Below are 25548 nucleotides of genomic sequence, written 5' to 3' on the forward strand. Positions count from 1 at the left end.
GACTGTAGGGGAAAGGCGTCATCGACAGCAAGATCGTTAATCTCAACCCCGCATTTATTCACCATATTGGGCGGAAATCCTACTTTCCCTGGTCTCCTCGCCCACTCCCCGTCATAGCGTGCCCCCGGTCACCCCATCCGCACCGGCACCCGCACCGAAAGGCCGCGCACGCGATGCCCAACCCCTTCGAGCTGCCCCGCTTCTACACACCGCACCCGGCCCGTCTCAATCCGCATCTCGAGGGCGCGCGGCGGCATTCGAAGGATTGGGCGCGGCGCATGGGAATGATCGAGGGATCGGGAATCTGGGACGAGGAGGATCTCGACTCCCACGACTACGCCCTGTTGTGCTCCTACACCCACCCCGACGCCCCGGGCCCCGAGCTGGACCTGGTCACCGACTGGTACGTGTGGGTGTTCTTCTTCGACGACGACTTCCTGGCGAGGTTCAAGCGCACGGGCGACACCCACGGCGCCCGCGCCTATCTCGACCGCCTCCACGCCTTTATGCCGCTGGGCCCGGACGGCCCGGCCCCGGAGCCCACCAACCAGGTCGAGGCGGGCCTGGCCGACCTGTGGGCGCGTACGGTCCCGGACATGTCGCCGGAGTGGCGGCGACGCTTCCGGGAGAGCACCTGGCATCTGCTCGAGGAGTCGATGTGGGAGCTGTCGAACATCAACGAGGGTCGTGTCGCCAACCCCGTCGAGTACATCGAGATGCGCCGAAAGGTCGGCGGCGCGCCCTGGTCCGCGCATCTCGTCGAGTACGCGGCGGGCGCCGAGGTCCCCGACGCGGTGGCGGCCACCCGGCCCCTGCGCGTCCTGAAGGACACCTTCGCCGACTCGGTCCACCTGCGCAACGACCTCTTCTCCTACCAGCGCGAGACCGAGAGCGAGGGCGAACTCGCCAACGCCGTCCTCGTCTTCGAGCGCTTCCTGGGCTGCGACACCCAGCGGGCCGCCGACGCCGTGGGCGACCTCCTCACCTCCCGCCTCCAGCAGTTCGAGCACACCGCCCTCACCGAGGTCGGCCCCGTCCTGCTGGAACACGGGCTGGACGCGCAGGCCTACGCCGACGTCTTCGCCTACGTCAAGGGCCTCCAGGACTGGCAGGCCGGCGGCCACGAATGGCACCTTCGCTCCAGCCGCTACATGAAGAGCACCACGGGCACGCTCCGGGTGCCCGAGGCCCTGCTGGGCGGGCCGCTCGGGCTCGGCACCTCGGCGGCCCTGCTGGTGCCCTCGATCCTGGCGGCACTGCCCGCGCGGCTGCGCGGGTTCACGCACGTCCCGTTCGAGAAGGTGGGCCCGCTGCCGCTCCCCGACTTCGAGATGCCCTTCCAGAGCCGGCACAACCCCCACCTCGAAGCCACCCGCCGGCACGGCGTCGACTGGGCCCGCCGCATGGGCATCACCGTCCCCGCCCCCACCGACCCCCTCGCGGGCCACTGGGACGACGGGAACCTCCACGACTTCGACCTGGGGCTGTGCGCCGCCGGCATCAGCCCGGAGGCGGGCCCCGACGAACTGGACCTCGCCACGGACTGGCTCATCTGGGGCACCTATGGGGACGACGTCTACCCCGCGCACTTCGGGCGGCGCGCCGACGGCCTGACGGCGGCGAAGGACTGCACCGACCGGCTCAGGCTGTTCATGCCGCTGGACGCCGTCGTCACCGATACACCGCTGAACTGCCTGGAGCGGGGCCTGGCCGACATCTGGGTCCGGACGGTGACGCCCATGCCCCCCGCCGACCGCGAGGCGTTCCGGCGGGCGGTCGAAGGCATGCTGGACAGCTGGCAGTGGGAGCTGGCCAACCAGCGCATGAACAAGATCCCCGAGCCGGTCGACTACATCGAGATGCGCCGGAACACCTTCGGCTCCCCGCTCACCATGACGCTCTCCCGGCTCCGCCACGGCAAGGCGCTGCCCCCGGAAGTCCTCGCGTCACGGCCCGTCCAGGCGCTGGAGAACGCCGCCTCGGACTACGCCACGCTCATGAACGACGTCTTCTCCTACCAGAAGGAGATCGAGTTCGAGGGCGAGGTCCACAACGCCGTCCTGGTCGTCCAGAACTTCTTCGACTGCGGGCGCGAGAAGGCCCTCGGCATCGTCGCCGACCTGCTGAGGTCCCGGATGCGGGAGTTCCTCCACATCGTCGCCACGCAGTTGCCCGTCCTCTGCCAGGAGTTCGGGCTCGACGCGAAGGCCCGTATCGCCCTGGACGGCCACGTCCAGGAGCTCAAGGACTGGCTGGCGGCCATCCTCACCTGGCACCGGGAGTGCCGGCGCTACGGCGAGGACGACCTGATCCGCCGCCGTGCCGCAGGCACCCCCGCCGCGTCCGTCGCCCCGCCCGTGGGAACGCCTCTGGGCGCCCCCGCCGGCATCGGCACCTCGGGCACCCGGATCGCGACCCTCCTGCGCGGCTGACATCCCGCTGGCGCCCCGTGGAAACGGCGAAGGCCCCCACCATCCGGTGGGGGCCTTCGCCTTCGTTCAGTGCGCCACCAGGGACTCGAACCCCGGACCTGCTGATTAAGAGTCAGCCGCTCTAGCCAACTGAGCTAGCGGCGCGAAAGAAATACTACCCGATCGGATGACATGCTTGGTGCCATCGGCCCATGGTTGCCCTCCTCGCCCCAGGGGCATGATCGCCCGGTTGGCTCCACCCCTTGCCCACAGAGGAGATCCCATGCAGCGGATCGGTATCGCCGCCACCGCGGCGGCCGCCGCCCTCACGCTCGTCCAGACGCCCGCCTCCACGCAGCCGCCCACCACCGCGGCGACCGGACCGGCTTCCTGGACGGCACCTTCCTGTACCCGAGTCACCGGTGACGGCTCCGTCACCTTCACCACCGACGACGGCAGGACCCTCGCGCCCACCACCGGCACCCTCAAGGCCACCGGCTACACCCACGGCCTGGTCGCGCTGGACACCCCCGGCACCCTGCTCGCCACCCACAACGACGTCCTGCTGCGCTCCACCGACGCCGGCTGCGGCTGGCAGCGCGTCGCCACGCTCGGCAGCGCGTCCGTGCGGCTGGCCGCGGCGCCCGGCGGCCGGGCCTTCGCCTGGCAGAAGAACGGCCGTTACCTCGCCCGTGTGGACGGCACCACCGTCACACCCCTGAAAGCGCCGACCGCGCGCGTCAGCGGTCTGGGCATCGACCGGGCGCGGCCCGGCCATGTGCGTCTGGCGGGGAGCGACGGGCAGTTGTACGACTCCGTGGACGGCGGGGCCACCTGGCGCCGTGTCGGCAGCCCGGCGTTCGGCGGCACGGCGAGCGTCTACGGCGTGGCCTTCGACCCGGCCGACCCCGATCACGCCGTCGCCGGCGGCATGGCGGCCGGCGGAGCCGTGACCACCGACGGGGGCGTCACCTGGCGGGCGGCGCGCGGGCTGTCGGCCGACGGCGGGCGGGCGAACCTCTTCGACGCCGCCGTCTCCCCCGCCGACCCTGAAGTCGTCTACGCCCTGGGCATCGACCTGGTGGAGGCCGCGCCGGGCTCGTCCTCCGAGGGGCGGCATCTGTACCGGTCGACGGACGGCGGCCTGACGTACACCAAGGCCGTCGACGACTCCGCCGCGGTCAAGCTCACCAACGGCACGCTGCTGGCGCCGAGCCCGGTCGACTCCAAGGTCCTCCACTTCGCGTACGGCACGTACTTCCGGAATTACGGCACCGACCTGTTCCGCTACGACGCCTCGACGGGCCGGGTGACGGCGACGCACAACGCCTACGACGGCGTCTCCGCGATCGCCTTCAACCCGGCCCGGCCGGAGGTGATGTACCTGGGCGTGGAGGAGGTGCGGGTCGACTGACCCGCGCGTCACGTCACATCACGCGTGCCCGCCCGGCTCGCGCGGGGAGTTCTTCAGCGTCACGGTGATGCCGGACCGCGCGTTGGCGACGGTCACCGCGTACGGCCCGAAGGCCCGCTCCGGGGGCGCGAGATAGCCGCCGGGCACGACGGTCTCGCGCAGGTAGTACGCGCCCGGCGGCAGGCCCCGGAAGGCGCAGCGGCCGGCCCGGTCGGTGGCGCAGCCGGGGTCGGCCCGGCGGTCGGGGGCGGCGCCCGCGATCTGGAGCCCCGGGCGGCCGTTGGTCTCCCGCCACAGCTCGAAGCGGGCCCCCGGCAGCGGCCGGCCGGTCCTGGTGTCCTTGGTCACCAGGTGGATCGAGCCGTAGGAGTCCGGCGCCGGGGTGTTGCCGACGGTGAGGGAGACGCCCTCGGGCGCGTTGGCGGCGGTGAGCACGAGCGGCCCGAACGCCGCGCGTTCGGGCAGCCGGTAGCCGGGCGGGGGCCGGAGCTCCTGCCAGTAGTAGGCGCCGGGCTCCACGGTGATGCGGCACTCGCCGTGGGTGTCGGTGACGCATTCGTCGGCGGAGCGGGTGTCGGGGCGGTCGCCGGAGGTCTGGAGGCCCTGGACGCCGTTGGTCTCCCGCCAGAGCTGGAACCGGGCGCCTTGCAGGGGCCGGCCGTCCTGGGTGTCCCGCTGCACCACCGTCACCTCTCCGGTGGGCCGGGGCGGGGGCGCGCAGTCGGGGAGGTCGCCGGTGAAGGGGTAGGCGTGGAACTGCTGGCCGCCGGCGCCACCCGTGGCGGAGGTGTGGGTGAGCGAACCGGCGGTGAAGAAGCGGCCGTTCATGCCCGGCAGGGTGACGGTGGTCTCGCTGGTGGGGTCGCCGACGAGAACGCTGCCCTGGAACTGGCCGGTGCCCAGGAAGTCGACGCGGTGGGCGTCGGGGAGGTTCCACAGCAGGTGCCCGCGCAGCCGGTTGAGGGGGTTGTCGTCGGTACTGCCGCCGCTGAAGGTGTTGACGACGCGGGAGCGGCCTTCGAGGTTGACCAGGACGGTGGCGCCGGTGGGGATGCCGGTGAAGCGGATGGCCTGCTGGCCGCCGTCGCGGCCGACGAGGTCGAAGCCGACGTGGAACACCTGGAGCCGGGAGGTGCCGTTGCCGGTGAACACGGTCTCCGTGCCGGTGTTGCGCGCGGTGCCGGTGGCCGGGCGGGCCTTCCCGTCCACGCCGCGGGCGTAGCAGCGGCCGGCGACGGCGAGTTGCTCGCGCAGCCCGGCGTACGGCCGGGCGGCGTCCGAGGCCGCGGCGTCGCCGCCGATGACCAGGCCGGATACGTCGCCCGCGTGCCGGACGACGCCGCGCTCGGCGTCCAGCCGCTGACCGGGGGCGACGAGGACGTCCCCGTCGGCGGTCAGGAAGTCGGCGCCGTCGGACGGGGGGACGCGGGAGCCGACGCCGACGACGCCCACGTTGTAGAGGGCGCCGCCGGAGGACTTGTTCACGTCGAAGTCGCCGAGGGTCACCACCCGGCCCTCGGCCCCGGCGGCGCCGCCGCGTACCCGGAAGTCGCCGCCGGTGAAGACGTTGATGTTGTCGTCGCGGCCCGTGAACGTCCTGTTGTTGAGGGCGGGATAGGTCCGGGGGCAGCTGCCCGGCAGACAGGGGCCGAGGCCGCCGGGCAGCGGGGCCGCCAGGGCGGGCAGGGCCAGGCCGCCGAGTGCGGCGGCCGCGGTGGCGGCGCCCGCGGCCGTGCGCCGCAGCCAGGTCGCGCAGCGGGTGCGGAAGCGGGTCCGGGGATCGTTGGGGGGCCTGGCCGTGGCTGCGTTCACTCTGTCTCCACCTGGTCTAATCGTTTTATCGACGTTTTCGTCACACGATCCCGACTATGGCTTTGACCATCTCTTCAGATATTCCGACGCGCCGGGTCGTGACCCGAACAGCCCCGTCCCCCGGCGCGCTCAGCCGGACGGCCTCACTACCGCGGCGTCACCTCGGCCATCGCGGACCAGCCGGTGCCCGGCGTCTCGACGTGGATGATCTCCGGCGTGCTCGCGACGACGTCGGGCATCCAGGCCATGGCGGTCTTGAAGTGCTCGGAGGCCACGTGCACCTCACCGGCCGCGCCGTCCTTGAACGCCTCCAGCAGGACGAACTGGTGGGGGTTGTCGACGCTCTTGGACCACTCGTAGAAGACGTTGCCCTCCTCCGCGCGGGTGGCCTCGGTGAAGTCCTTGACCAGGTCCAGCCACTCGGCGCTGCGCTCGGGGCGGATGGTGAACTTGACGGCGATGAAGATCATGCGTGCTCCCGGGGGATGCGTACGACGGAATCGAACACCATCGTGCCCCGGCCCCGTGCGGCCCGCGAACGCCGGTGCCGCCGATTCCGGCCCTGCCGGAAAACGGGCCGCGGTGGCCCCGGGCCGCGGTCACCCGGGCCGCAGTCACCACAGGCCGCGGTCGCCCGGGCCGCCGCCCGGCTCACGCCGTGAGGGCGGCCGCCCGCTCCCGCAGCTCCGACAGCGCCAGCCTCAGCAGGGGGTGCCCCTCGCTGCCCCGGCGGACCGCGGTGAACACCCGGCGCGTGGGGCCCGGACCGCGCAGCGGGCGGACGGCGGGGGTGAGCGCCGGGCGGATGCCGTGGAGGGCCGAGCGCGGTACGAGCGCGACGCCCGCCCCGACGGCCACCAGCGCGCAGACCGCCGAGAAGTCGTCCGAGAGGCACTCCACGCGGGGCCGGAACCGGGCCTCCTCGCAGGCCCGCACCACGGCCTCGTGGACGGGGTTGCCCGGCCAGGGGGTGATCCACGGGTCGTCCCGCAGGTCCGTGAGGTCCACCTCCGGCTTGTCGGCCAGGCGGTGGCCGGGCGGCAGGACGGCGTCGAAGGGCTCCTCGTAGAGCGGGGCGTGCAGCAGCCGCCCGGCGTCGGACGCCAGGGCGTCCCGGTGCTCGACGGCCACGGCGATGTCGGCCTCGCCGTCCAGCAGCAGCCGGGCGCTGGCGTGTCCCTCGGCGTCCTTGACCCGCACCCGGACCTGGGGCGCCCGCCGGCCGAGGCCGGCCACGGCGGGGGCGACGACCTCGGTGATGGACGTGGCGAAGGCCGCGACGGTCACCTCGCCCACCAGGCCCGTGGAGCACCGGGCCAGGTCGGCCTCGGCCCGCTCCAGCTGGGCGGCGACCTCCACCGCGTGCCCGGCCAGGACGCTGCCGGCCGCCGTGAGCCGCACCGTACGGCCGCGCCGCTCCAGCAGGGCGTGCCCGGTCTCCGCCTCCAGGGCGGCGAGCTGCTGGGAGACCGCCGAGGGCGAGAGGTACAGGGCGTGGGCGGCCGCGGTCACGGTGCCGTGGTCGGCGAGGGCGCTCAGCACCCTGAGCCGGCGGGGGTCGATCATTTGTCCACTATCGCATCTGTGAAGCCGAGCTTCACAGGTGTCACCGCATAACGTTGATGGACTTCACAGTCCACAGCCGCCACAGTGATCCCCCATGAGGGCATTGGTGAAGACCGCGGCCGGGCCGGGTCTCGAACTGACCGAGGTACCGACCCCCGAGGCCGGTCCCGGGCAGGTACTGATCAAGGTGCTGCGCACCGGCATCTGCGGCACGGACCTGCACATCGACAGCTGGGACGACTGGGCGGCCCGCGTGGTCCGCGCGCCCCTCGTCGTCGGTCACGAGTTCGCGGGCGAGGTCGTCGAGACCGGCCCCGGCGTGACCACCGTGAGCACCGGCGACATCGTCAGCGGCGAGGGCCACCTCGTCTGCGGCACCTGCCGCAACTGCATGGCCGGCCGCCGCCACCTGTGCATCCGCACCATCGGCCTGGGCGTCCACACCGACGGCGCGTTCGCCGAGTACGTGGTCCTGCCCGAGTCGAACGTCTGGGTCCACCGGCACGAGATCGACATCGACGTCGCCGCGATCTTCGACCCGTTCGGCAACGCCGTGCACACCGCGCTGTCCTTCCCGGTGCTCAACGAGGACGTCCTCATCACCGGCGCCGGCCCGATCGGCATGATGGCCGCGGCCGTCGCGGGCCACGCCGGGGCCCGCTCCACCGTGATCACCGATGTGAGCCCCTACCGGCTCGCGCTGGCGGAGAAGATGGGCGCCACCGTCGCCCTCGACGTCAGCGAGCGGCGCATCGCCGACGTCATGCCGGAGCTCGGCATGACCGAGGGCTTCGACATCGGCATGGAGATGTCCGGCCGTGCCGACGCCCTCCAGGACATGATCGCGACCATGTCCCCCGGCGGCCGGATCGCCGCCCTCGGCCTGCCCACCGGCGATGTGGCCATCGACATGGCCACCGTCGTCACCCGCATGCTGACGCTGCGCGGCATCTACGGCCGCGAGATGTTCGAGACCTGGTACGCGATGTCCGTGCTGCTGCGCAGCGGCCTCGACATCTCGCCGGTGATAACGCACCGCTTCGGTTTCGAGCAGTACGCCGAGGCCTTCGCCACGGCCCGCTCCGGCCAGTGCGGGAAGATCGTCATCGACTGGACCCGTCCGGCCCTGCCCTGACCCGGTCCCGCCCCCGACGCCGGTCATCCCCTGGCGTACGACCACACCACGAGGAGTCCCCCCGTGTTCGACAACATGCGCGAGCACCTGCGCAAGGAGCTTCAGGGCATCCGTGACGCCGGGCTGTACAAGTCCGAGCGCGTGATCACCAGCCCGCAGTCCGCGGCAATCAGCGTGGGCGACGGCAAGGTCCTGAACTTCTGCGCCAACAACTACCTCGACCTCGCCGACCACCCCGAGGTCATCGCCGCCGCGAAGCAGGCCCTGGACGACTGGGGCTTCGGCATGGCCTCCGTCCGGTTCATCTGCGGCACCCAGGCGCCGCACAAGGAGCTCGAGGAGAAGATCTCCCGGTTCCTCGGCATGGAGGACACGATCCTCTACAGCTCCTGCTTCGACGCCAACGGCGGTGTCTTCGAGACGCTGCTGTCGGCCGAGGACGCGGTGATCTCGGACGAGCTCAACCACGCGAGCATCATCGACGGCATCCGCCTGTCGAAGGCGGCCCGCTTCCGCTACCGCAACCGTGACATGGCCGACCTGGAGCGCTGCCTCAAGGAGGCCGAGGGCGCCCGCCACAAGCTGATCGTCACCGACGGCGTCTTCTCCATGGACGGCTACATCGCCCCCCTGGACGAGATCTGCGACCTGGCCGAGCGCTACGGCGCCCTCGTCATGGTCGACGACTCGCACGCCGTCGGCTTCGTCGGCGAGGAGGGCCGCGGCACCCCCGAGCTGTTCGGGGTGACCGAGCGGGTCGACATCATCACCGGCACCCTCGGCAAGGCCCTCGGCGGGGCCAGCGGCGGCTACGTCGCCGCGCGCGCCGAGATCGTGGAGCTGCTGCGCCAGCGCTCGCGCCCGTACCTCTTCTCGAACTCCCTCGCGCCGTCCATCGTCGGCGCCTCGCTGCGGGTGCTCGACCTGCTGACCGAGTCCGGCGACCGCCGGGCGCGGCTGCGGGAGAACACCAAGCTCTTCCGCGCGGAGATGACCGCCGCGGGCTTCGACATCCTGCCGGGCGAGCACGCGATCGCCCCGGTGATGATCGGTGACGCCGCGCTGGCCGGTCAGATGGCCGCGGCGCTGCTGGAGAAGGGCATCTACGTGATCGCCTTCTCCTACCCCGTCGTGCCCAACGGCAAGGCGCGCATCCGCGTCCAGCTGTCCGCCGCGCACTCCCGCGAGGACGTGATGCGCACGGTCGCCGCGTTCCGCGAGGTCCGCGACGCGCTGGTCGCCTCGGCCTGAGCGATGTCCTGAGCGATGTCCTGAGCGATGCGACGCCCGTGGGGCCCGTTCCGGATCACCGGGACGGGCCCCACGGCGTGTACGGGCGGCCGCCCGCCCTACTCGGCGAGGCCGGCGACGCCCGCCTTCGCGTACTTCTCGTCGAGGTCGCCGCTGGGCGCGCCCGCCACGCCGATGCCCGCGACCGGGGCGCCCTTGTCCTGGACGGGGGTACCGCCGGGCAGGAAGAGGGTGCCGGGGATGTCCTTGAGGTTCGGCGTCTGCTGGAGCCGCTTGACCAGCTCCGAGGTCGGGGCGTTCCAGGAGACGGTGGTGTACGCCTTGCGCTCGGCGGACTCGTAGGACTGCGGGCCCGCGCCGTCGCCGCGCAGGGTCACCACGGTGTTGCCGTCGCGGTCGACGACGGCGACGGACACCTTCTGTCCGTCCTTCCTCGCGGCGGCGAGCGCGGCCTGCGCGGCCTTGGTCGCCGCGTCCACCGACAGGCGGTTCACCTGGACCAGGCCCTTGGCGGACGGGGCCGGGGCGCCGGCGGGGGCGGGGGCCGCCGTGGCAGCGACGGCGCCGAAGGTGGCGGCACCGGCGACGGCCACCGCCACGCTGCCGGTGATGACACGGGCGCGGACGGAGAACTTCTGGCTCTTCATGGGGAACTCCTGCTGGAACTGATCGGAGCCGATCGGGACATCACCATCCTCGAAGCGATCACAACCTCTTCCGGTCGTCGGTCCGGCGGGCATCGGCGAGCGGTTCGGACGACACGGGGTCGACCGATCGGATGATGCGAGGGGAACCGCCACGGGTTAGGACAGGAGACGGCACCCTTTTCGTTCTCGTAAGGAACAGACGTACGTGACCGGCACCGCCCCACCGCTCCCCGACCGCGACCCCGACGCACGGTGGTTCGCCGTCGTCCGGCACACCGCTTTCTTCCTCCTCCTCGGCGCGTCCCTCGTCCGCTTCCTGATCCGCCACCCCGGCCAGCCGGACACCCCGTGGATCATCGCCCTGAGCACCCTGCTCGGCATCCTCTACGTGCTCGGCGCGGGCCTCGACGACGCCGCCCCGACGCGGCGGCGGCTGTGGCTCGGCGCGGTCGTCGGGGTGTGGGTGGTGCTGGTGGTCGCGGCCCCGAGCTTCGCCTGGTGCGCCGTCCCGCTCGTCTACACCGCCCTGCGCACCCTGCCCGTCCGCGCCTCCCTCGCGCTGATCGCGGGGCTGACGGTCTTCGTCGTGGCCGCGCAGATCAGTCTCTTCGGCTTCGACCCCAACCTCGTCGTCGCCCCGCCCACCGTCGCCGCGCTGGCCACCGCCGCCTTCGTGCACATGGAGCGACAGCGGGCCCGGCAGGACGCCCTGATCGGCGATCTGCTGCGCACGCGCCGCGAGCTGGCCGCGACCGAGCGCCGGGAGGGCGCGCTCGCCGAGCGGCAGCGCCTGTCGATGGAGATCCACGACACCCTGGCCCAGGGCCTGTCCAGCCAGCAGATGCTGCTCCAGGCGGCCGACCGGATCTGGACGGCCGACCCGGGCACGGCCCGTCACCACGTCCGCGCCGCGGCGGACGTCGCCGCCCGCGGGCTGGCCGAGGCCCGCCGCTTCGTCCAGGACCTGGCCCCCGCCGACCTGGCGGGCGGGGTGCCCCTGGAGGAGGCGCTGCGCGCCCTGGCCGAGCGGGAGCCGGTGCCCGGGCTCACGGTGCGCTTCCATCTGGAGGGGACGCCCGTCGCCCTGCCGGAGAGCGCGGAGTCGGCGCTGCTGCGGATCGCGCAGGGCGCGCTCGCCAACGTCCGCGAGCACGCGGGGGCGAGCACCGCCGCCCTCACCCTCACCTGGCTCGACGACCAGGTGGTCCTCGACGTCGCCGACGACGGGCGGGGCTTCGACGCCTCCGCCGCCCCGGCGGCCGGCCCGGGGCGCGGCCACGGGCTGCCCGCGATGCGGGCCCGCGCGGGCCGGCTGGGCGGCAGGCTGAGCGTGGAGTCCGTGCCCGGCGAGGGCACGGTCGTCTCCGCCGCCCTCCCCCTCGTCTCCCCCGACTCCCCGGAGCTGCCATGACCGCCACCACGCCCGTCCGCCTGCTGCTGTGCGACGACCACGCCGTCGTCCGCGCCGGGCTGCGCGCCCTGTTCGCCAGCGAGCCGGGCATCGAGGTCGTCGGCGAGGCGGGCACCGGCGAGGAGGCCGTCGCCACGGCGGCGAAGCTACGGCCGGACGTCGTCCTGATGGACCTCCAGCTGGGCCCGGGCATCGGCGGGGTGGAGGCCACGCGCCGTATCACGGCCGAGCCGGGCGGGGTACGGGTGCTGGTGCTCACCACCTACGACACGGACGCCGACGTCACCCGCGCCCTGGAGGCCGGGGCCACCGGCTATCTGCTGAAGGCCGAGCGTCCCGAGGAGCTCTTCGCGGCCGTCCGGGCCGCCGCCCAGGGCCGTACGGCGCTCTCCCCGCCGGTCGCCGGCCGGGTCATGGCCCGGCTGCGCGGCGCCCGGCCCGCCACCGGCACGCTCACCGACCGCGAGCGCGACATCCTGGGCCAGCTCGCGCGCGGCCTCGGCAACCGTGACATCGCCCGGGCGCTGTTCATCAGCGAGGCCACGGTCAAGACCCACCTGGGCCGCATCTACGCCAAGCTGGGCGTGGACACCCGGGCGGGCGCGGTGGCCGTGGCGAAGGAGCAGCGGCTGCTTCCCGAGTGATGTCAGTGGTGGAACGCCGTAGCCACCCGCTCCGGCCGGTCCAGCGGAGCCTCCTGCCGGCGCAGCTCGGGCAGCAGGGTCCCCAGGTCGTCGACGAAGAGGTCCGCGAGGTCCTGCGAGAACCCGTTGCGGCACACGACCCGCAGTACCGACAGGTCCTGGCGGTCGGGGGGAAACGTATAGGCGGGGACGAGCCAGCCGCGCTCCCGGAGCCGGCGCGAGACGTCGAAGACATCGAAGTTGGCGATGCCGTCGGCCGTGGTGAACGCGAAGACCGGCAGTTCGTCGCCGTGCGTCAGCAGGCGGAAGTCGCCGAACTCCCCGATGCGGCGGGCGAGGTCGCGGGCGACCTTGCGGGTGTTGCGCTGGACGGCCCGGTAGCCCTCGCGGCCCAGCCGCAGGAACGTGTAGTACTGCGCGGCGACCTGTGCGCCCGGGCGGGAGAAGTTGAGGGCGAAGGTGGGCATGTCGCCGCCCAGGTAGTTGACGCGGAAGACCAGCTCATCGGGGAGTGCCGTCCGGTCCCGCCACAGGGCCCAGCCGACGCCCGGGTAGACCAGGCCGTACTTGTGGCCGGAGGTGTTGATGGACGCCACGCGCGGCAGCCGGAAGTCCCACACCAGGTCCTCGTCGAGGAAGGGGGCGATCATCGCGCCGGACGCGCCGTCGACGTGGACGGGAACGTCCAGGCCCGTACGTTCCCGGAGGGCGTCCAGCGCGGCGCAGACCTCGGCGACCGGTTCGTAGGAGCCGTCGAAGGTGGAGCCGAGCACGGCTACGACGCCGATGGTGTTCTCGTCGCACAGTTCGGCGGCGGCCCGCGGGTCGATGTGGAAGCGGTCGCCCTCCATGGGCACCTGGCGGGCCTCGACCTCCCAGAAGTTGCAGAACTTGTCCCAGCAGACCTGGACGTTGGAGCCCATCACCAGATTGGGCCGGGCCCCGCCGCCCGGGTAGCGGTCCGGGTGGGCGAGGGCCCAGCGGCGCTTGAGGGCGAGGCCTGCGAGCATGCACGCCTCGCTGGAGCCGGTGGTGGAGCAGCCGACGGCGGCGGCCGGGTCGGGGGCGTTCCACAGGTCGGCGAGCATGGCCACGCAACGCCGCTCCAGCTCGGCGGTGCGCGGGTACTCGTCCTTGTCGATCATGTTCTTGTCGCGGCACTCCGCCAGCAGCACCCCGGCCTGGGGCTCCATCCAGGTGGTGACGAAGGTGGCCAGGTTGAGCCGGGAATTGCCGTCGAGCATCAGTTCGTCGTGGACGAACTGATAGGCGGCGCCGGGGGTCGTCGGCCCGTCGGGCAGCCGGTGCCGGGGCGGCTCCAGCGCCATCGAGGAGACCGGGTCCGCCTCCCCGTAGAAGGGGTTGACCGCGTAGCCGCGGGCGGCGTGCCGGTCGTCCCTGCCCCGGTGCAGTGCCATCCGCGGGTCAGCCCTCGCCGCCCTCCGCGGGCTGCTCCGCCTCGCCCTCCTCGGCCGGGGCGGCGGCCTCGGCGCCCTCCTCCGCCTCCTCTTCCTCCTCGGGGAGTTCCTCCGCCTGCGCGGCGACGACCTGGAGGAGGGCCGTGCTCCCGTCGACGGCCAGGGAGCTGCCGCGCGGCAGCTCGATGTCCTCGGCGCGGATGGTGTGACCGGCCTCCAGGCCCTCGATGGAGACGGTGAACGACTCCGGGATGTGCGTGGCCTCGGCCTCGATCGGCAGCGCGTCCAGCATGTGCTCCAGCAGGTTTCCGCCGGGTGCCAGCTCGCCCTCGGTGAGCACCGGCACCTCCACGGTGACCTTCTCGCCCTTCTTCACGGCCAGGAGGTCCACGTGGATCAGGAATCCCTTGAGCGGATCGCGCTGGATGGCCTTGGGGAGCACCAGCTCGCTCTTGCCCCCCTCGATGTCGAGCCGGATGAGCACGTTCGGCGTCTTCAGGGCCATCCACAGCGCGTGGCCGTCGAGCGCGACGTGCTTCGGGGCGGCGCCGTGGCCGTAGACGACGGCGGGGACCCTGCTGTCGCGGCGGATACGCCGGGCGGCACCCTTGCCGAAGTCGGTACGCGGTGTGGCGGCAAGCTTCACTTCGGCCATGAGGGCACTCCTCGGAATTCGAGTCTCTCCGGCCGCCGAGTTTATTCCGGGTTCATCCGGGCGGAGCGCCCGGGAAATTCCTGATTGCTCCGTTCGGCCGAGAAACCCATTTCCCGATGCCGTACGACGGCCGTGTCGCCGGGGCCGGGCGGACGGGGCGAACCACCCGTCCGCGCGCCCTCTCCGCACGCCGGAGCACAGCCGGGCGGCCGCGCTTCGGCTCATGGGCCGTCACCTGTGAATCACCGGTGACGGCCGGAAAGCACGGTGAAATCATCGTGGCGCGCAGCATTCCGCAGCCGGCCGTCGCCGGGTGCCGCCCGGCTGCGCGGACGCGAGGAAAGGGTGGCCCATGCCAGAAATCCGCCTCGAACCACCGCCGGACCGACCGGGCCTCCCGGAATTCCCGGCCGTCGTGGAGCCCGCCGTCCGCGACATTCCCGCTCCGCCACCGGCCCCCGGCCCCGCCGAGCCGGTGGCCTGGGAGCGTACCGCGACCCCCTCCGGCGAGGAACTGCTCGACCGCGCCGCCCCGGCGGTGCTCGCGGACCCGAGGGCGCGGGCCGCGCTCGACGGACACCGCTACGCCTTCCTGGGCGCCGGCCTGCTCGCCGACGACAAGGACCGTGCGACGCCCGCGATCCTGGTGCTCGTCTACGACTACACCGACGACCGCACGCTGGAGTTCACCCTCGACGACGGCGAGCCGCCGGTGCTCACCGGCGTGACCGCGGGCCCCGCGCAGCCCGCCCTCTCGGACGCGGAGACCGAACGGGCCGTGGAGATCGCCCGCGCCCAGTCCGAGGCCGTGCGCCGGGCCCCGGCCGACGCCGTGCCCATGGTGCTGCTCACCAGTGACGTCCACGAGGGCGACGAGCACCACGGCCGGCGGCGCGCCTATGTCGCCTTCGGTTCCCCCGACCGGCGCATGCCCCAGGTGCGCGTCCTGGTCGACCTCGGGGAGGAGCGGGTGGTCGACGCGGGGAGGAGGGAGGGGGATGAGTGAGTCGGGCCGGATCAGCTGGCCCGCCGAGCAGCCGGTGTGGACCTTCGACTGGCGGCTGGCGGACGCACCCGACGAGGAGGGCATCGTCATCCTCAGCGCCGCCTACCGGGGGCACCAGGTCTTCGCCAAGGCCAGCCTGCCGTCGCTGCGGGTGCAGTACGAAGGGCCGTGCGGCCCGTACAAGGACCCGCTCAACTACAACAACTCGCACCCCACCTCCCGCTGCCCGGGGAGCAGGGTGTGCGTCTACGCCTACTCCAGCGGGGGCCTGCGTGCCCTGAGCGTGGAGTCTTACCACACCATCAGCGCCTACCGGCTCACCCACCGCTGGGTGTTCTGGGAGAACGGCGTGGTCATGCCCCGGCTCTTCAGCGCGGGCATCCAGTGCCCCTTCGACCACCGCCACCACGTCTACTGGCGGCTGGACTTCGACATCGACGGCGCGCGGCGGGATCTGGCCCTGGAGTACAACACCTATACGGGCGAGGAGGGTTGGGGCGTCGGCTGGCACCCCTTCCGCGCCGAGACCAAGCGGCTGAAGAACCCGCCCTCGCGGCGCAGCTGGGCCGTCGTCGACCTGGACAGCCACCGTGGCTACCACGTGCTGCCCGGGCCGAACGACGGCACCGCGGACGCCTTCTCCGCCTCCGACCTGTGGCTGCTGCGCTACCGCGCGAGCGAGGACCGCTACGGACGGCAGGGCAGCGCGGCCGACGACGGGCTCGGCGCCTATCTGAACGGCGAGAGCACCGACGGGCAGGACCTGGTCGTCTGGTACGCCGCGCACCTCTTCCACCGTGTCGCCCAGGGAGGCGACGACTGGCACGGCGTGGGCCCGGACCTCGTCCCGTTCGGGCCGTGGTGACGGACGGGCGCCGGCGCGGTCGCCCGCCCCGGCGCCCGGGACCGCGCCCCGGACCGCTCGTCAGACCAGCAGGCCGCGCACCAGTCCGCTGATCAGGTCGTTGAGGCCGCCCACCACGCTGCCGAGCGTGTTGACGAGCCCGCTCAGCAGGCCCTGCACGGCGGGGACCAGCCCGGCGCCGTTGACCCGGTCGCCGTCGCGATCGGCCCGTTCCCTCTCGAGCCGTACCGTCGCGGCGACCGCGTCGGTCGTGGCGAGGGTGACGGCGCGGAGCTCCGGACGTCCGGTGCCCGCCTGCCGCTCCAGGCCGGCCCGGGCCCGGCCGAGCGCGTCGAGGTTCTCCCGGATCACCCCGCAGTGCCCTGCGCGGGACCGCTCCGGGCCGAGGGCCGCGCAGCCCGCGGCCTCCTCGGCCGCCTCCTTGCCGACGGCGTTCTCGTCGATGGCCCGCATCGCCTGGCCCGCGGCCTTGCGCACGGCGTCGGGCGACGGGGCCTGGAGGTGGGCGGTGACGCCGGACGCGCCGGCCGGCGCGGACACCGTGCCGGCCGTGGTCGGGGCCGCGGTGCCGAGGAGGAGCGCACCGCTCACGGTGGCGGACACCAGCAGGCCGGATCTTCGGGGGACACCCATGGAGGTAACTCCTTCGAACAGAAGGGGATCTTCACGAAGACCCTCCGTCGGGTGCGCTGCCCCCGCAAATCGAGCCACCCCTAATAGCCCAGCAACCGCCCGGCCGAAGGGTGTACTTCGGGCGTGGCGCCGTTGACATCGGCCCTCGGACGGCATCGGCCCTCAAGTCGCCAAAACGCTTTAGACCTCCAGCTCGGCCTCGATGCGCCGGAGCTGGTGGCGGGCCATCGCGAGGTTGGCGCGCTTGCCGTCGAGGACCAGGTACAGGAACAGACCGTTGCCGCCCCGGCCCGTCAGCAGCCGGATCAAGTGGTACTGCGTACCGAGGGTGATGAGGATGTCCTCGATGCTGTCCTGGATGTTGAGCATCTCCATGGCGCGCAGCTTGGCCCGGACGACGTCCGTGTTGCCCGCGGCCGCGACGTTGAGGTCGAGCGACGCGGAGCCGCCCAGGGTGCCCAGCGCCATGCCGCTGCCGTAGTCGACGAGGGCCACGCCCAGCGCGCCGTCGATCGAGTTCATCGCGTCCTTGAGGGCCATTTCGGTGTTCGCCATGGGAAATTCCGTTTCCTTGTCGATGAATTGCCGGGAATGGGATGTGCGCGCATCGGATGCGCATGGGGGAATTTATTGACAAATACGCAATCGGCTACGCCTGGCGCTGTCGCTCCAGCGCGCCGTCGACGAGCTCCGCGATACGGGCGCCCGTCCTGCGGGCCTCCAGGTTCAGCCGCCCCACATTGGCGTCGGCCGAGGCCAGCAGCGTCAGTACGCTCGCGGCGCCGGCCGCGTACGTGGCCACGTAGCCGAGCTCACCGCTGACGACGAGCTCGCGGAACCCCCCGTGGCCCACGGCGTCCGAGAGCCGCGCGCCGACCCCCAGGGCCGCGGCCGTCAGCGCGGCCAGCCCGTCCGGTTCGGTACCGGTGACGAGATGCGCGATCACCAGCCCGTCCGTGCTCGCCACCATGGCACCGGTCAGATGCGGTACCCGGACACGTAACCCCTGGAGCTCGGCGAGCACCTCGGGTGCGGCGGTCATCGGTTGCCTCCTTACGACGAATTGTCTCAACGCGCGCCTCATCATGGGATCGTCGGGACCCGGCCGGCACCCGGCACGGTCGCGGAGCGTCTCAGGGTCACAAGGCCTCCAAAGCGTCGCGGATCCGCCTGAGCAGGGAGATCTCCGGGGCGTCGGCGGGGACCCGCGCGGCCGGCGCCGGGCGGGGCGCCGGCGTACCGGGTGCCGGGGTCCGTACCAGCCCCGCCGCCGCCAGCCGCCGGACGTCGAGGAGGGTGGCGAAGGCGGAGCGGCCCAGCACCCCGGCGATCTGCGTCGGCGTCCGCACCCCGTCGGCCGCGGCCAGCACCGCGCCGGGGCGGGCACGGCGGACGGCTCCGGGGACGGGGACGACCGGGGACACATCGACCTCCGGGCAGGGCCAGGCCCGCTCCAGCAGGCCCCGGCGGCTGCGCACTTCGCGCTCCACGGCCGCCACGGGGACGGGACGGACGGGCCCGAACCAGTGCCGGGCCTCCCTCAGGAACCGGTCGGGCGCCCGCTGGGAGCCGTCGAGCGGGAACAGCACGAAATAGGCCGCGTCGAACAGGGCGCTGAGATGGCACAGTTCGAGCTCGCCCCGGCTCAGCCGGCCCCGTTCGACGAGCAGATTCCCCGCGCGATGGCCCGGCCCGCCCTCGGCCACCGCCTCCTCCCAGCTCGACCTCGACAACCGGCCGCCCGCCGTCAGCCGCCACCCCACGTCCGGCACGACCGGGCTCTCGGCGTGCACCAGGGCGCCGTCGGCGAGATAGAGCGCCCCGGCCCGGCCGTGCAGCGCCCCCGTCGCCCGTTCCCGGACGAGCCGGTCCAGCGTGGCCGTCACGACGGCCCCGCCCGCCCGCGAGCCCGGGTCCGCGGCCGCCCTCTCCACCCCCGCCGCTCCCGCCAACGCCGTCATGCCGACACCAGCCGGGCGGCCAGGTCCTTCATCCGGAACAGCGCCACCGCGAGATTGGCCTCCGTACGGTCCAGCCGGACGTAGAGGAAGACGCTGCTGTCGAACGAGGTCGCCACGTACCGGAACAGGTGGTAGCTCCCCCGGGCCGTGACGATCAGCTCCTCGACCGGGCCGTCACAGCGCACACCACCGCCCGTGAACACACCGTTCTCGACGGCGAGCCGGGCCAGTTCGGCGGCCTCCGCCGCCGACGCCTCGTGGTCGCCGTCCGGTCCGTCGCCCACCGCCCCCAGGGTGAGCCCGCTCGTCCAGTCCACCAGGCTCGCGCCCCGAGCCCCGGGGATGTCCATGGCCTCCGTCAGGCACCCGTCTATTCCGGTCACACGATCCTCTCCAGCCGCGCGACGGCATCAAGGAGCGCCGCGTCTCGGTACAAGGGGGGTGATCACCAGGGGACGTGACCCATGCGACGGAAGGTAACCGATAACGGTGGTGGAGGGTGAGGGTTTTGGCATTTTCTCTCGGCACATGTGCGGAGGTGCTATACGCCGACGCCTCGCTACATCGAAGGATGTAGCGAGGGTTCATCACCGCCTACGAGGTCCGCCGTCCGGCACCCGCCGAGGATGAGGAGAACGACGATTCCGGGGGCTTCCATGACGGAGACCGTACGATCCACCGCGCCCGTACCGGCGCCGGCTGCCGGCGGCGGGCCACCGGGGCGGCTGCCGCTCCTGGACGTGCTGCGCGGCGCGGCCGTCCTGGGCACGCTGATGACCAACGTGTGGCTGTTCACCGGACCTGCGGCGGAGTGGGGCGTCGTCAGCGGCGGCACGGGCGGCGACGGGGCCACGCTGCACGGCCCGCTCTCCGAACCGTCCCTGTCCGCGGCGGCCGAGAGCGTCTTCCGCTTCCTCGCCGACGGCAAGTTCCTGTCCATGCTGACCATGCTGTTCGGTGTGGGTCTGGCCATCCAGTTCGCTTCCGCGTCCACGCGGGGACAGCCCTGGCCCGGCCGCTACCGATGGCGGGCGCTGTTCCTCTTCGCCGAGGGGACCGTGCACTTCGTGCTGGTCTTCGCCTGGGACGTGCTCATGGGGTACGCGGTCACCGCCCTGCTCGTGGCCCGGCTGCTCGCCCGCTCCGAACGCGTCCGCCGCACGGCGATGTGGGTGGCGGGCGGGCTCCACCTGTCCGTGATGGCGCTGCTCACCCTCGGCACGATGGCGGCCGGTACGGGCGGCGACGGCGACGGCCCCGACCCCCGCGTCGTCGACCTCTACGCCCACGGCGACTACCTCGACCAGATCGCCTTCCGGCTCCAGAACGCGATCGCGCTGCGCATGGAGCCCGTGCTCTCCTTCGGGCTGCTGGTCTTCCTCTTCCTCCTCGGCGTACGGCTGTTCCGCGCGGGAGCCTTCGCCGACGACGAGGCGGGGCGGCGCCTGCGGGCCCGTATGCTCCGCTGGGGCCTGGGCGTCGGGCTGCCGCTCAACGCGGCGGCATCCCTGGGCGGTACGGACTTCTTCCTGCTGGGCCGCTACGTCGCCGCCCCCGTGGTGGCCATCGGGTACCTGGGCCTGATCGGCGTGCTGCTGGACCGTCGACGGAACCGTGGGCACGGACGTGGCCGTGGCCGGGTGGCGGCGGGGCTGGGGTCGGTGGGGCGGATGGCGCTGACCTGCTACGTCGCCCAGAACGTGCTGTGTGTCCTGGCCTGCTACGGCATCGGCCTGGGGCTCGCGGACCGGTTCGCGGGCAGCGGGCCGTGGTGGGTCATGGGGCTCTGGGCGGCGGTGGGCCTGGTGCTCGTGGCCGGATCGACACTGTGGCTGCGGAGGTTCGCGCACGGCCCGCTGGAGTCGGTGCAGAAGTGGGCCCTGCGGCGCTGACGGGGCGGATCACCCGTGCGGGGCGTTAGGGTGAGCGCTGCCGGTCCCCCCACGTTCGGCGGCGATGCCGCCTGCCCGTCCGTACCGATCGTGGAGTTCCGCCTTGGCCATAGCCACCGTGTCCCGTCCCGCCTTCCGCCGGCGCCTCGCCGCCGCGTGCGGGCTCGCCCTCGCGACCGCGCTGACGCTCACCGGGTGCACGGGGGACGACAAGTCGTCGACGCGCCCGTCCGCCACGGCGTCCGCGTCCGCGTCGAAGTCACCGTCGCCGAGTCCCACGGAGAGCGCGACACACGCCCCCACACCGCCCCCCGAGCCGTCGACCCACGCGCCGAAGGCGCCACCGAAGACGCGCGGGCCGCAGACCGAGCCCCCGGCACCCGGCGCGGAGCGCACGGCGGGCGCGAACGGATCGTCCGCGTCGAAGTCGTCCTGTGAGATCCGCTCCAACGCCGGGAACTGCTACCGGGATTCATTCGCGGTGCATCAAGCTTCAGCCCGGTGGTGAGGCGAATCTTGTCGTGGCGATGCGGTGCTTCGCGGATTCCTGGTCTGCGGAGCCGGACATCGTGTGTTCGCCACTCGTGGCGCGGAGCGCCGCGATGGCGGGTCCCGGTGGTGCCGGGTGATGCTCACGCGGGCTGGTTCTGTTGCTCGGTGTACTGCTTGACCACGGAGAGCGGGGCGCCGCCGACGGTTCCGGCGAAGTAGGTCCCGGACCAGAGCTTGTTGGCCCGCTAGTAGTGCCGTACCAGGTCGGGGAACTCATGGCGCGTCAGGTGAGCATCCGTGAACACCTTATGCCGGAACTTGGTCACGAAGACCAAATGCACATGCATCATGAAAGCACAGTGCCGACCAGTCCTGATCTTCTGCATCTCACCCATAACCCACGTTTGTAAGGTGGCTGTTATGCAGCTTCGGTACAGCTTCCGCCTGTACCCGGACGTCGCCCAGCGCACGGCGCTGGCCCGGGCGTTCGGGTGTGCCCGTGTCGTGTTCAACGACGCGGTGCGCGCCCGTGAGGACGCCCGGAAAGCGGGCGCGGCGTTCCCGACGGCCGGTGAGCTGTCCAAAAGGCTGATCACCCAGGCCAAACAGACCGCAGAGCGTTCCTGGCTGGGGGAGGTCTCCTCAGTCGTGCTTCAGCAGGCCCTGCGCGATGCGGAGGCCGCCTACCGCAACTTCTTCTCCTCCCTCAAGGGCACCCGCAAGGGCCCGAAGACGGGTGCGCCGAGGTTCAAGTCCCGCAAAGACAAGCGGGAGTCGATCCGGTTCACGGCCAATGCCCGCTGGTCGGTCACTGACAGCGGGCGGCTGAACCTGCCGAAGGTCGACGCGGTGAAGGTGAAGTGGTCCCGCGCCCTGCCCGCCACCCCGACCTCGGTCACCGTGATCAAGGATGCGGCCGGGCGGTACTTCGCCTCGTTCGTCATCGACACCGACCCGGCCTCCGACGCCGCCCGGATGCCCGGCAGTGACCAGGCGGTCGGCATCGACCTTGGGCTGACGCACTCCGCCGTCCTCTCCGACGGCACGAAGATCACCTCCCCGCGATTCCTGCGCCGCGCGGAGAGGAAACTCAAGAAGGCCCAGCGCGAGCTGTCCCGCAAGCAGAAGGGATCCAGGAACCGCGAGAAGGCCCGGCTCAAGGTCGCCCGCACCCACGCACAAGTACATGACGCCCGCCGTGAGTTCCACCACCAGCTCTCCACATGGCTGATCCGCGATAACCAAGCGATCGGAGTGGAAGACCTGGCCGTCAAAGGACTCGCGCGCACAAGACTGGCGAAGAGTGTGCATGACGCGGGCTGGTCACAGTTCGTACACATGCTGGAGTACAAAGCGGTCAGGTACGGGCGGACCCTGGTGAAGACCGGCCGGTTCGAGCCGACCAGCCAGGTCTGCTCGCAGTGCGGGGCCAAGGACGGCCCCAAGCCCTTGCACATCCGGACCTGGACATGCGCCGCCTGCGGCACGGTCCATGACCGGGACCACAACGCCGCGAAGAACGTCAAAACGGCCGCCGGACTGGCGGTCGCAGCCTGTGGAGCGCAGGTAAGACCAGGACTCGTCCCGGCACAGCGCGACGAAGCAGGAAGCCACGGATTCTCCCCCGAACCCCGTGCCACGTAGCGGCACAGCAACGGACGAGAAGACCAGAATCCTCGGGCTCCAGCCCAAGGAGCAAGTCAAAAGGCGGGCCAGTACTGCCGCGCTGCCGCGACGGCGACGTGGGTGCCAACACCCACGCCGCCAACGGCCGTCTCATCACCTGCGGTGGTGGCGGCGGCCGCCCGCGCTGGCACTACTGAGTTCTTTCGCGACTTACGCGGGATACCAGGCGCCGTTGTACCACTGCTCGTTGGCGCTGTCGTTGTGGTGATCCATGTTGAAGTCTTCGGGGTAGTTGTCGACGTGGTTCTTCGGGTAGGTCCAAATTCCTGCTGACTCGTCGCAGACGTAGTCCCAGTGGCAGATCGTCTTGACCGGAACGTTCCCGAAGGACTTGTCGGCGCCGGCGAGCGGAGCACCGATGATGCCACCGAACGGCACGGCTCCGCCGTTGGCGCCGGGAGGGCCCTGGCGCTTGGGGTCCGCGATGAGAACGGCGTTGACGTTGTCGAACGTCCGCCAGTTCTCGGTGACCCAGATGTGCACCACCGCGGCGCCCAAGGAGTACCCGGCCATCTTGACGTGCTGGGACGGGCACGCGGCACGCTGGTCGCGGACCAGCCGGTTCAGCTCATTGACGCCCGCACGGGCGCTGGCGCCGTTGGGGATCGTGGTGGGGTACCCGACGTGCTGCTGGATATTGCCGTAGAAACGGTCGTTGTTCCATGAGCTGCCCGTGCCCCCCACAACGATCGTGTAGGTGCCCTCGCACGGAGCTGTCGCTTGCGCCGCGGACGCCTGCCCCATTGAAGAAAGCCCGGCTGTCAGCAGAAAAGCGGCCGATACGGCCGCGATCCGTCTTGTTCGCATTCGATTCTCCCCATGGAGTCGGTCCACGCCTCTGCCTGTCGTGGGAATTTCACGGCAGGCAGAGGTCAACCGGACGACAGTGGCAGCGGTCGATGAAATTCCGGTGAAACCGGCGGGGTTCGACCGGACCGGACTCGCGCCGGTGCCCGGGCGGAGCGCCGGGGTTTGCCGCTGCCCGCGACGCCCGACCGTGAGCAGCGGCCGGTGCCTCGGGTGGCCCGTACGGCCCGTACGGCCCGTGTGGGCCGTGTGGGCCGTGTGGGCCGTGTGGGCCGGACTCTCCGGCCGGACGCGCCAGCCGGGGACGTGCCCGGCCCCACCGTGCACCGGGGGCGGCCGTCCGGTTCCCCTTCCGGGGGCGGCCGGGGGACCGAGGCGGTCGGGGCCGGGGCGGTCGGGTCCGGCGGCGCGTGCCCGCCGGGGCGGCGTGCCGGGGCCGGCCATCGGCTTCCGGCCCCGGCACGCGCCCGGGGGACCGAGCGGGGACGACATCCCGTCCGGGCTGTGACCAGCATGCCGACGCGGGGCCACGGCGCGCAGGGGCTGAACGGGCCCCTCCCGGGGACACCCGGGCCTTGCCGTCCCCCCGGGCCCGGCGCACGGTGGAAGGAGCGAGGGCCCGACGGGGGCGCTGCCGGGGACGACGGCCGGAGGTGAGCACGATGACGGTCCCGGAACCGCAGGACCCGCGATCCCCCGGGCCCGGGGCGGCCGTGGCGGAGACCACCGCCTGGGTCGTCGACCACACCGCGCCCGCCGCCGAGCGTCCGCTGCGCCGGGAGCGCCGGCCGCTGGCGGAACCCGGCCCGTACGACCTGCTGATCAAGGTGCGGGCGTGCGGGGTGTGCCGTACCGATCTGCATCTGGCGGAGGGCGACCTGCCGCCGCGCGCGCCCCGCCGTACGCCCGGCCACGAGATCGTCGGCCGGGTGCTGGCAGCCGGGCCGGCCGCGGAGGGCTTCGCCCCCGGCGACCGCGTCGGCGCCGCCTGGCTGGCGGGCACGTGCGGGACGTGCCGTTACTGCACCGGCGGCCGGGAGAACCTCTGCCCGGACTCCCGCTACACCGGCTGGGACATTCACGGCGGGTACGCCGAGCACGTGGTCACGGACTCCCGTTTCACCTACCGGCTGCCGGAGGGCCCGCCGGACGAGGAGCTCGCGCCGCTGCTCTGCGCGGGCATCATCGGCTATCGCGCGCTGCGGCGGGCCGAGCTGCCGCCCGGCGGCGCGCTCGGCATCTACGGGTTCGGCGCGTCCGCCCATCTGACCGCGCAGCTGGCGATCGCCCAGGGCGCGTCCGTGCACGTCATCACGCGTGCCGAGCCGGCCCGCCGGCTGGCGCTCGAACTGGGCGCGGCGTCGGCGGGCGGCACGTACGACGATCCGCCCGTGCCGCTCGACGCGGCGATCCTCTTCGCTCCCGTCGGGGATCTGGTGCCGGTGGCGCTGGCGGCCCTCGACCGGGGCGGGACGCTGGCTGTGGCCGGAATCCATCTCACCGACATCCCGGTGCTCGGCTATCAGCGGCACCTCTTCCAGGAGCGGACCCTGCGCAGCGTCACCGCCAATACGCGGGCCGACGGGCGCGCGTATCTGTCGGAGGTCGCCCGGCACCGGCCGGTGGTGCATGTACAGCCGTATCCGATGAGCCGCGCCGACGAGGCGCTCGCGGACCTGGCGGGAGACCGGGTCTCGGGCGTGGCGGTGCTGATCGCGGAGGAGTGAGCCGCCCCCGGCCGCGCGTCCCTGGCCACGCGCCCCCGGCCACGCGTCCGTGGCCGGATCGGGGCCGTTCGGCCCATGGCGGTCCGACAAATGTTGGATCATGATCCAAACAGGA

The 25548-nt window shown here is 72.4% G+C and carries 24 protein-coding genes, 1 tRNA gene and 1 pseudogene; 11 read left to right on the plus strand and 15 right to left on the minus strand.

Annotation, left to right across the window (positions count from 1 at the left end):
* Window positions 1–173: 173 nt before the first annotated feature.
* Window positions 174–2432 carry a germacradienol/geosmin synthase gene (locus tag AB0E98_RS14945; RefSeq protein ID WP_361702280.1) on the plus strand — a complete coding sequence of 753 codons (2259 nt, stop codon included), beginning with the start codon at window positions 174–176 and terminating at the stop codon, window positions 2430–2432.
* 70 nt (window positions 2433–2502) lie between these two features.
* Here AB0E98_RS14945 and AB0E98_RS14950 read toward each other — a convergent pair.
* Window positions 2503–2576 (minus strand) — tRNA-Lys (locus AB0E98_RS14950).
* Window positions 2577–2694: 118 nt separating this feature from the next.
* On the opposite strand from AB0E98_RS14950, the gene AB0E98_RS14955 reads away from it, so the two are divergent.
* The gene (locus AB0E98_RS14955) at window positions 2695–3825 is read left to right on the plus strand and encodes a dispase autolysis-inducing protein (protein WP_361702281.1); all 1131 of its coding nucleotides are present in this window, start codon (window positions 2695–2697) and stop codon (window positions 3823–3825) included.
* 18 nt (window positions 3826–3843) lie between these two features.
* Here the strand turns inward: AB0E98_RS14955 and AB0E98_RS14960 are convergent, their stop codons facing one another.
* The 3 genes from AB0E98_RS14960 to AB0E98_RS14970 form a co-directional block, all read right to left on the minus strand.
* Window positions 3844–5637, minus strand: coding sequence for a choice-of-anchor A family protein (locus tag AB0E98_RS14960; RefSeq protein ID WP_361702283.1), 1794 nt, complete (start codon window positions 5635–5637; stop codon window positions 3844–3846).
* Window positions 5638–5783: 146 nt separating this feature from the next.
* Window positions 5784–6107: a putative quinol monooxygenase gene (locus tag AB0E98_RS14965; protein WP_361702284.1), complete on the minus strand. Its 324-nt coding sequence runs from the start codon at window positions 6105–6107 to the stop codon at window positions 5784–5786.
* 181 nt (window positions 6108–6288) lie between these two features.
* Window positions 6289–7203 (minus strand): LysR family transcriptional regulator, encoded by a 915-nt coding sequence (locus AB0E98_RS14970; protein ID WP_361702286.1) that lies wholly within the window; start codon window positions 7201–7203, stop codon window positions 6289–6291.
* 94 nt (window positions 7204–7297) lie between these two features.
* On the opposite strand from AB0E98_RS14970, the gene tdh reads away from it, so the two are divergent.
* Both tdh and AB0E98_RS14980 read left to right on the plus strand, forming a co-directional pair.
* Window positions 7298–8338, plus strand: a complete 1041-nt coding sequence (gene tdh / locus AB0E98_RS14975) for an L-threonine 3-dehydrogenase (protein WP_361702288.1) — start codon at window positions 7298–7300, stop codon at window positions 8336–8338.
* A gap of 63 nt (window positions 8339–8401) precedes the next feature.
* Window positions 8402–9589, plus strand: coding sequence for a glycine C-acetyltransferase (locus AB0E98_RS14980; RefSeq protein ID WP_361702290.1), 1188 nt, complete (start codon window positions 8402–8404; stop codon window positions 9587–9589).
* Window positions 9590–9687: 98 nt separating this feature from the next.
* Here AB0E98_RS14980 and AB0E98_RS14985 read toward each other — a convergent pair whose 3' ends face one another.
* A complete protein-coding gene (locus tag AB0E98_RS14985) occupies window positions 9688–10236 on the minus strand; it encodes a heme-binding protein (protein WP_361702292.1) in 549 nt (182 codons plus the stop codon).
* Window positions 10237–10441: 205 nt separating this feature from the next.
* Between AB0E98_RS14985 and AB0E98_RS14990 the strand changes: the two genes are divergently transcribed.
* Window positions 10442–11647 (plus strand): sensor histidine kinase, encoded by a 1206-nt coding sequence (locus AB0E98_RS14990; RefSeq protein WP_361702294.1) that lies wholly within the window; start codon window positions 10442–10444, stop codon window positions 11645–11647.
* A complete protein-coding gene (locus tag AB0E98_RS14995; protein WP_361702296.1) occupies window positions 11644–12291 on the plus strand; it encodes a response regulator transcription factor in 648 nt (215 codons plus the stop codon). The genes AB0E98_RS14990 and AB0E98_RS14995 overlap by 4 nt, the downstream gene beginning before the upstream one ends.
* 2 nt (window positions 12292–12293) lie before the next feature.
* Here the strand turns inward: AB0E98_RS14995 and AB0E98_RS15000 are convergent, their stop codons facing one another.
* Complete coding sequence (locus AB0E98_RS15000) at window positions 12294–13709, minus strand: glutamate decarboxylase (RefSeq protein ID WP_361702297.1); 1416 nt, start codon at window positions 13707–13709, stop codon at window positions 12294–12296.
* Window positions 13710–13716: 7 nt separating this feature from the next.
* Window positions 13717–14364: a 50S ribosomal protein L25/general stress protein Ctc gene (locus AB0E98_RS15005; protein WP_361702299.1), complete on the minus strand. Its 648-nt coding sequence runs from the start codon at window positions 14362–14364 to the stop codon at window positions 13717–13719.
* A gap of 352 nt (window positions 14365–14716) precedes the next feature.
* On the opposite strand from AB0E98_RS15005, the gene AB0E98_RS15010 reads away from it, so the two are divergent.
* The gene (locus tag AB0E98_RS15010) at window positions 14717–15370 is read left to right on the plus strand and encodes a hypothetical protein (protein ID WP_361702301.1); all 654 of its coding nucleotides are present in this window, start codon (window positions 14717–14719) and stop codon (window positions 15368–15370) included.
* The gene (locus AB0E98_RS15015) at window positions 15363–16235 is read left to right on the plus strand and encodes a hypothetical protein (RefSeq protein ID WP_361702303.1); all 873 of its coding nucleotides are present in this window, start codon (window positions 15363–15365) and stop codon (window positions 16233–16235) included. The genes AB0E98_RS15010 and AB0E98_RS15015 overlap by 8 nt, the downstream gene beginning before the upstream one ends.
* A gap of 60 nt (window positions 16236–16295) precedes the next feature.
* Here the strand turns inward: AB0E98_RS15015 and AB0E98_RS15020 are convergent, their stop codons facing one another.
* The 5 genes from AB0E98_RS15020 to AB0E98_RS15040 all read right to left on the minus strand — a co-directional run bounded on the left by AB0E98_RS15020 (window position 16296) and on the right by AB0E98_RS15040 (window position 19212).
* The gene (locus AB0E98_RS15020; RefSeq protein ID WP_361702304.1) at window positions 16296–16868 is read right to left on the minus strand and encodes a hypothetical protein; all 573 of its coding nucleotides are present in this window, start codon (window positions 16866–16868) and stop codon (window positions 16296–16298) included.
* A 180-nt stretch (window positions 16869–17048) separates the two neighbouring features.
* Complete coding sequence (locus tag AB0E98_RS15025; RefSeq protein WP_361702306.1) at window positions 17049–17423, minus strand: hypothetical protein; 375 nt, start codon at window positions 17421–17423, stop codon at window positions 17049–17051.
* Window positions 17424–17517: 94 nt separating this feature from the next.
* Window positions 17518–17952: a roadblock/LC7 domain-containing protein gene (locus AB0E98_RS15030; RefSeq protein WP_361702308.1), complete on the minus strand. Its 435-nt coding sequence runs from the start codon at window positions 17950–17952 to the stop codon at window positions 17518–17520.
* 55 nt (window positions 17953–18007) lie between these two features.
* Window positions 18008–18829 carry a transcriptional regulator gene (locus tag AB0E98_RS15035; RefSeq protein WP_361702310.1) on the minus strand — a complete coding sequence of 274 codons (822 nt, stop codon included), beginning with the start codon at window positions 18827–18829 and terminating at the stop codon, window positions 18008–18010.
* Entirely contained in the window at window positions 18826–19212 is a 387-nt protein-coding gene (locus AB0E98_RS15040) for a hypothetical protein (protein ID WP_361702312.1), read from the minus strand. Before AB0E98_RS15040 ends, AB0E98_RS15035 begins: the two co-directional genes overlap by 4 nt.
* 273 nt (window positions 19213–19485) lie before the next feature.
* On the opposite strand from AB0E98_RS15040, the gene AB0E98_RS15045 reads away from it, so the two are divergent.
* The gene (locus AB0E98_RS15045) at window positions 19486–20721 is read left to right on the plus strand and encodes a DUF418 domain-containing protein (protein ID WP_361702314.1); all 1236 of its coding nucleotides are present in this window, start codon (window positions 19486–19488) and stop codon (window positions 20719–20721) included.
* Window positions 20722–20730: 9 nt separating this feature from the next.
* Here the strand turns inward: AB0E98_RS15045 and AB0E98_RS15050 are convergent, their stop codons facing one another.
* Both AB0E98_RS15050 and AB0E98_RS15055 read right to left on the minus strand, forming a co-directional pair.
* A complete protein-coding gene (locus AB0E98_RS15050) occupies window positions 20731–21171 on the minus strand; it encodes a hypothetical protein (protein WP_361702316.1) in 441 nt (146 codons plus the stop codon).
* A gap of 182 nt (window positions 21172–21353) precedes the next feature.
* Window positions 21354–21608, minus strand: a pseudogene (locus tag AB0E98_RS15055) (transposase).
* Between the two features lie 25 nt (window positions 21609–21633).
* Between AB0E98_RS15055 and AB0E98_RS15060 the strand changes: the two are divergent.
* On the plus strand, window positions 21634–22857 hold the full coding sequence (locus tag AB0E98_RS15060) for an RNA-guided endonuclease TnpB family protein (protein ID WP_361702317.1): 1224 nt from the start codon (window positions 21634–21636) through the stop codon (window positions 22855–22857).
* 192 nt (window positions 22858–23049) lie between these two features.
* Here AB0E98_RS15060 and AB0E98_RS15065 read toward each other — a convergent pair whose 3' ends face one another.
* Complete coding sequence (locus tag AB0E98_RS15065) at window positions 23050–23706, minus strand: cutinase family protein (protein WP_361702319.1); 657 nt, start codon at window positions 23704–23706, stop codon at window positions 23050–23052.
* Window positions 23707–24368: 662 nt separating this feature from the next.
* Here AB0E98_RS15065 and AB0E98_RS15070 point away from each other — a divergent pair.
* Window positions 24369–25433: a zinc-dependent alcohol dehydrogenase family protein gene (locus tag AB0E98_RS15070; protein ID WP_361702321.1), complete on the plus strand. Its 1065-nt coding sequence runs from the start codon at window positions 24369–24371 to the stop codon at window positions 25431–25433.
* The last annotated feature ends 115 nt before the right edge of the window (window positions 25434–25548 follow it).

This window comes from Streptomyces sp. NPDC037389, from assembly GCF_040636475.1.
In the GTDB taxonomy this organism is placed as follows: Bacteria; Actinomycetota; Actinomycetes; order Streptomycetales; family Streptomycetaceae; genus Streptomyces; species Streptomyces hesseae.

Bases quoted from the DNA above. Each gene is read 5' to 3' on its own strand.
- AB0E98_RS14945 (WP_361702280.1), top strand. From the start codon at position 174: ATGCCCAACCCCTTCGAGCTGCCCCGCTTCTACACACCGCACCCGGCC.
- AB0E98_RS14955 (WP_361702281.1), top strand. From the start codon at position 2,695: ATGCAGCGGATCGGTATCGCCGCCACCGCGGCGGCCGCCGCCCTCACG.
- AB0E98_RS14965 (WP_361702284.1), bottom strand. From the start codon at position 6,107: ATGATCTTCATCGCCGTCAAGTTCACCATCCGCCCCGAGCGCAGCGCC.
- AB0E98_RS14970 (WP_361702286.1), bottom strand. From the start codon at position 7,203: ATGATCGACCCCCGCCGGCTCAGGGTGCTGAGCGCCCTCGCCGACCAC.
- tdh (WP_361702288.1), top strand. From the start codon at position 7,298: ATGAGGGCATTGGTGAAGACCGCGGCCGGGCCGGGTCTCGAACTGACC.
- AB0E98_RS14985 (WP_361702292.1), bottom strand. From the start codon at position 10,236: ATGAAGAGCCAGAAGTTCTCCGTCCGCGCCCGTGTCATCACCGGCAGC.
- AB0E98_RS14995 (WP_361702296.1), top strand. From the start codon at position 11,644: ATGACCGCCACCACGCCCGTCCGCCTGCTGCTGTGCGACGACCACGCC.
- AB0E98_RS15000 (WP_361702297.1), bottom strand. From the start codon at position 13,709: ATGGCACTGCACCGGGGCAGGGACGACCGGCACGCCGCCCGCGGCTAC.
- AB0E98_RS15005 (WP_361702299.1), bottom strand. From the start codon at position 14,364: ATGGCCGAAGTGAAGCTTGCCGCCACACCGCGTACCGACTTCGGCAAG.
- AB0E98_RS15010 (WP_361702301.1), top strand. From the start codon at position 14,717: ATGCCAGAAATCCGCCTCGAACCACCGCCGGACCGACCGGGCCTCCCG.
- AB0E98_RS15015 (WP_361702303.1), top strand. From the start codon at position 15,363: ATGAGTGAGTCGGGCCGGATCAGCTGGCCCGCCGAGCAGCCGGTGTGG.
- AB0E98_RS15020 (WP_361702304.1), bottom strand. From the start codon at position 16,868: ATGGGTGTCCCCCGAAGATCCGGCCTGCTGGTGTCCGCCACCGTGAGC.
- AB0E98_RS15025 (WP_361702306.1), bottom strand. From the start codon at position 17,423: ATGGCGAACACCGAAATGGCCCTCAAGGACGCGATGAACTCGATCGAC.
- AB0E98_RS15030 (WP_361702308.1), bottom strand. From the start codon at position 17,952: ATGAGGCGCGCGTTGAGACAATTCGTCGTAAGGAGGCAACCGATGACC.
- AB0E98_RS15035 (WP_361702310.1), bottom strand. From the start codon at position 18,829: ATGACGGCGTTGGCGGGAGCGGCGGGGGTGGAGAGGGCGGCCGCGGAC.
- AB0E98_RS15045 (WP_361702314.1), top strand. From the start codon at position 19,486: ATGACGGAGACCGTACGATCCACCGCGCCCGTACCGGCGCCGGCTGCC.
- AB0E98_RS15060 (WP_361702317.1), top strand. From the start codon at position 21,634: ATGCAGCTTCGGTACAGCTTCCGCCTGTACCCGGACGTCGCCCAGCGC.
- AB0E98_RS15065 (WP_361702319.1), bottom strand. From the start codon at position 23,706: ATGCGAACAAGACGGATCGCGGCCGTATCGGCCGCTTTTCTGCTGACA.
- AB0E98_RS15070 (WP_361702321.1), top strand. From the start codon at position 24,369: ATGACGGTCCCGGAACCGCAGGACCCGCGATCCCCCGGGCCCGGGGCG.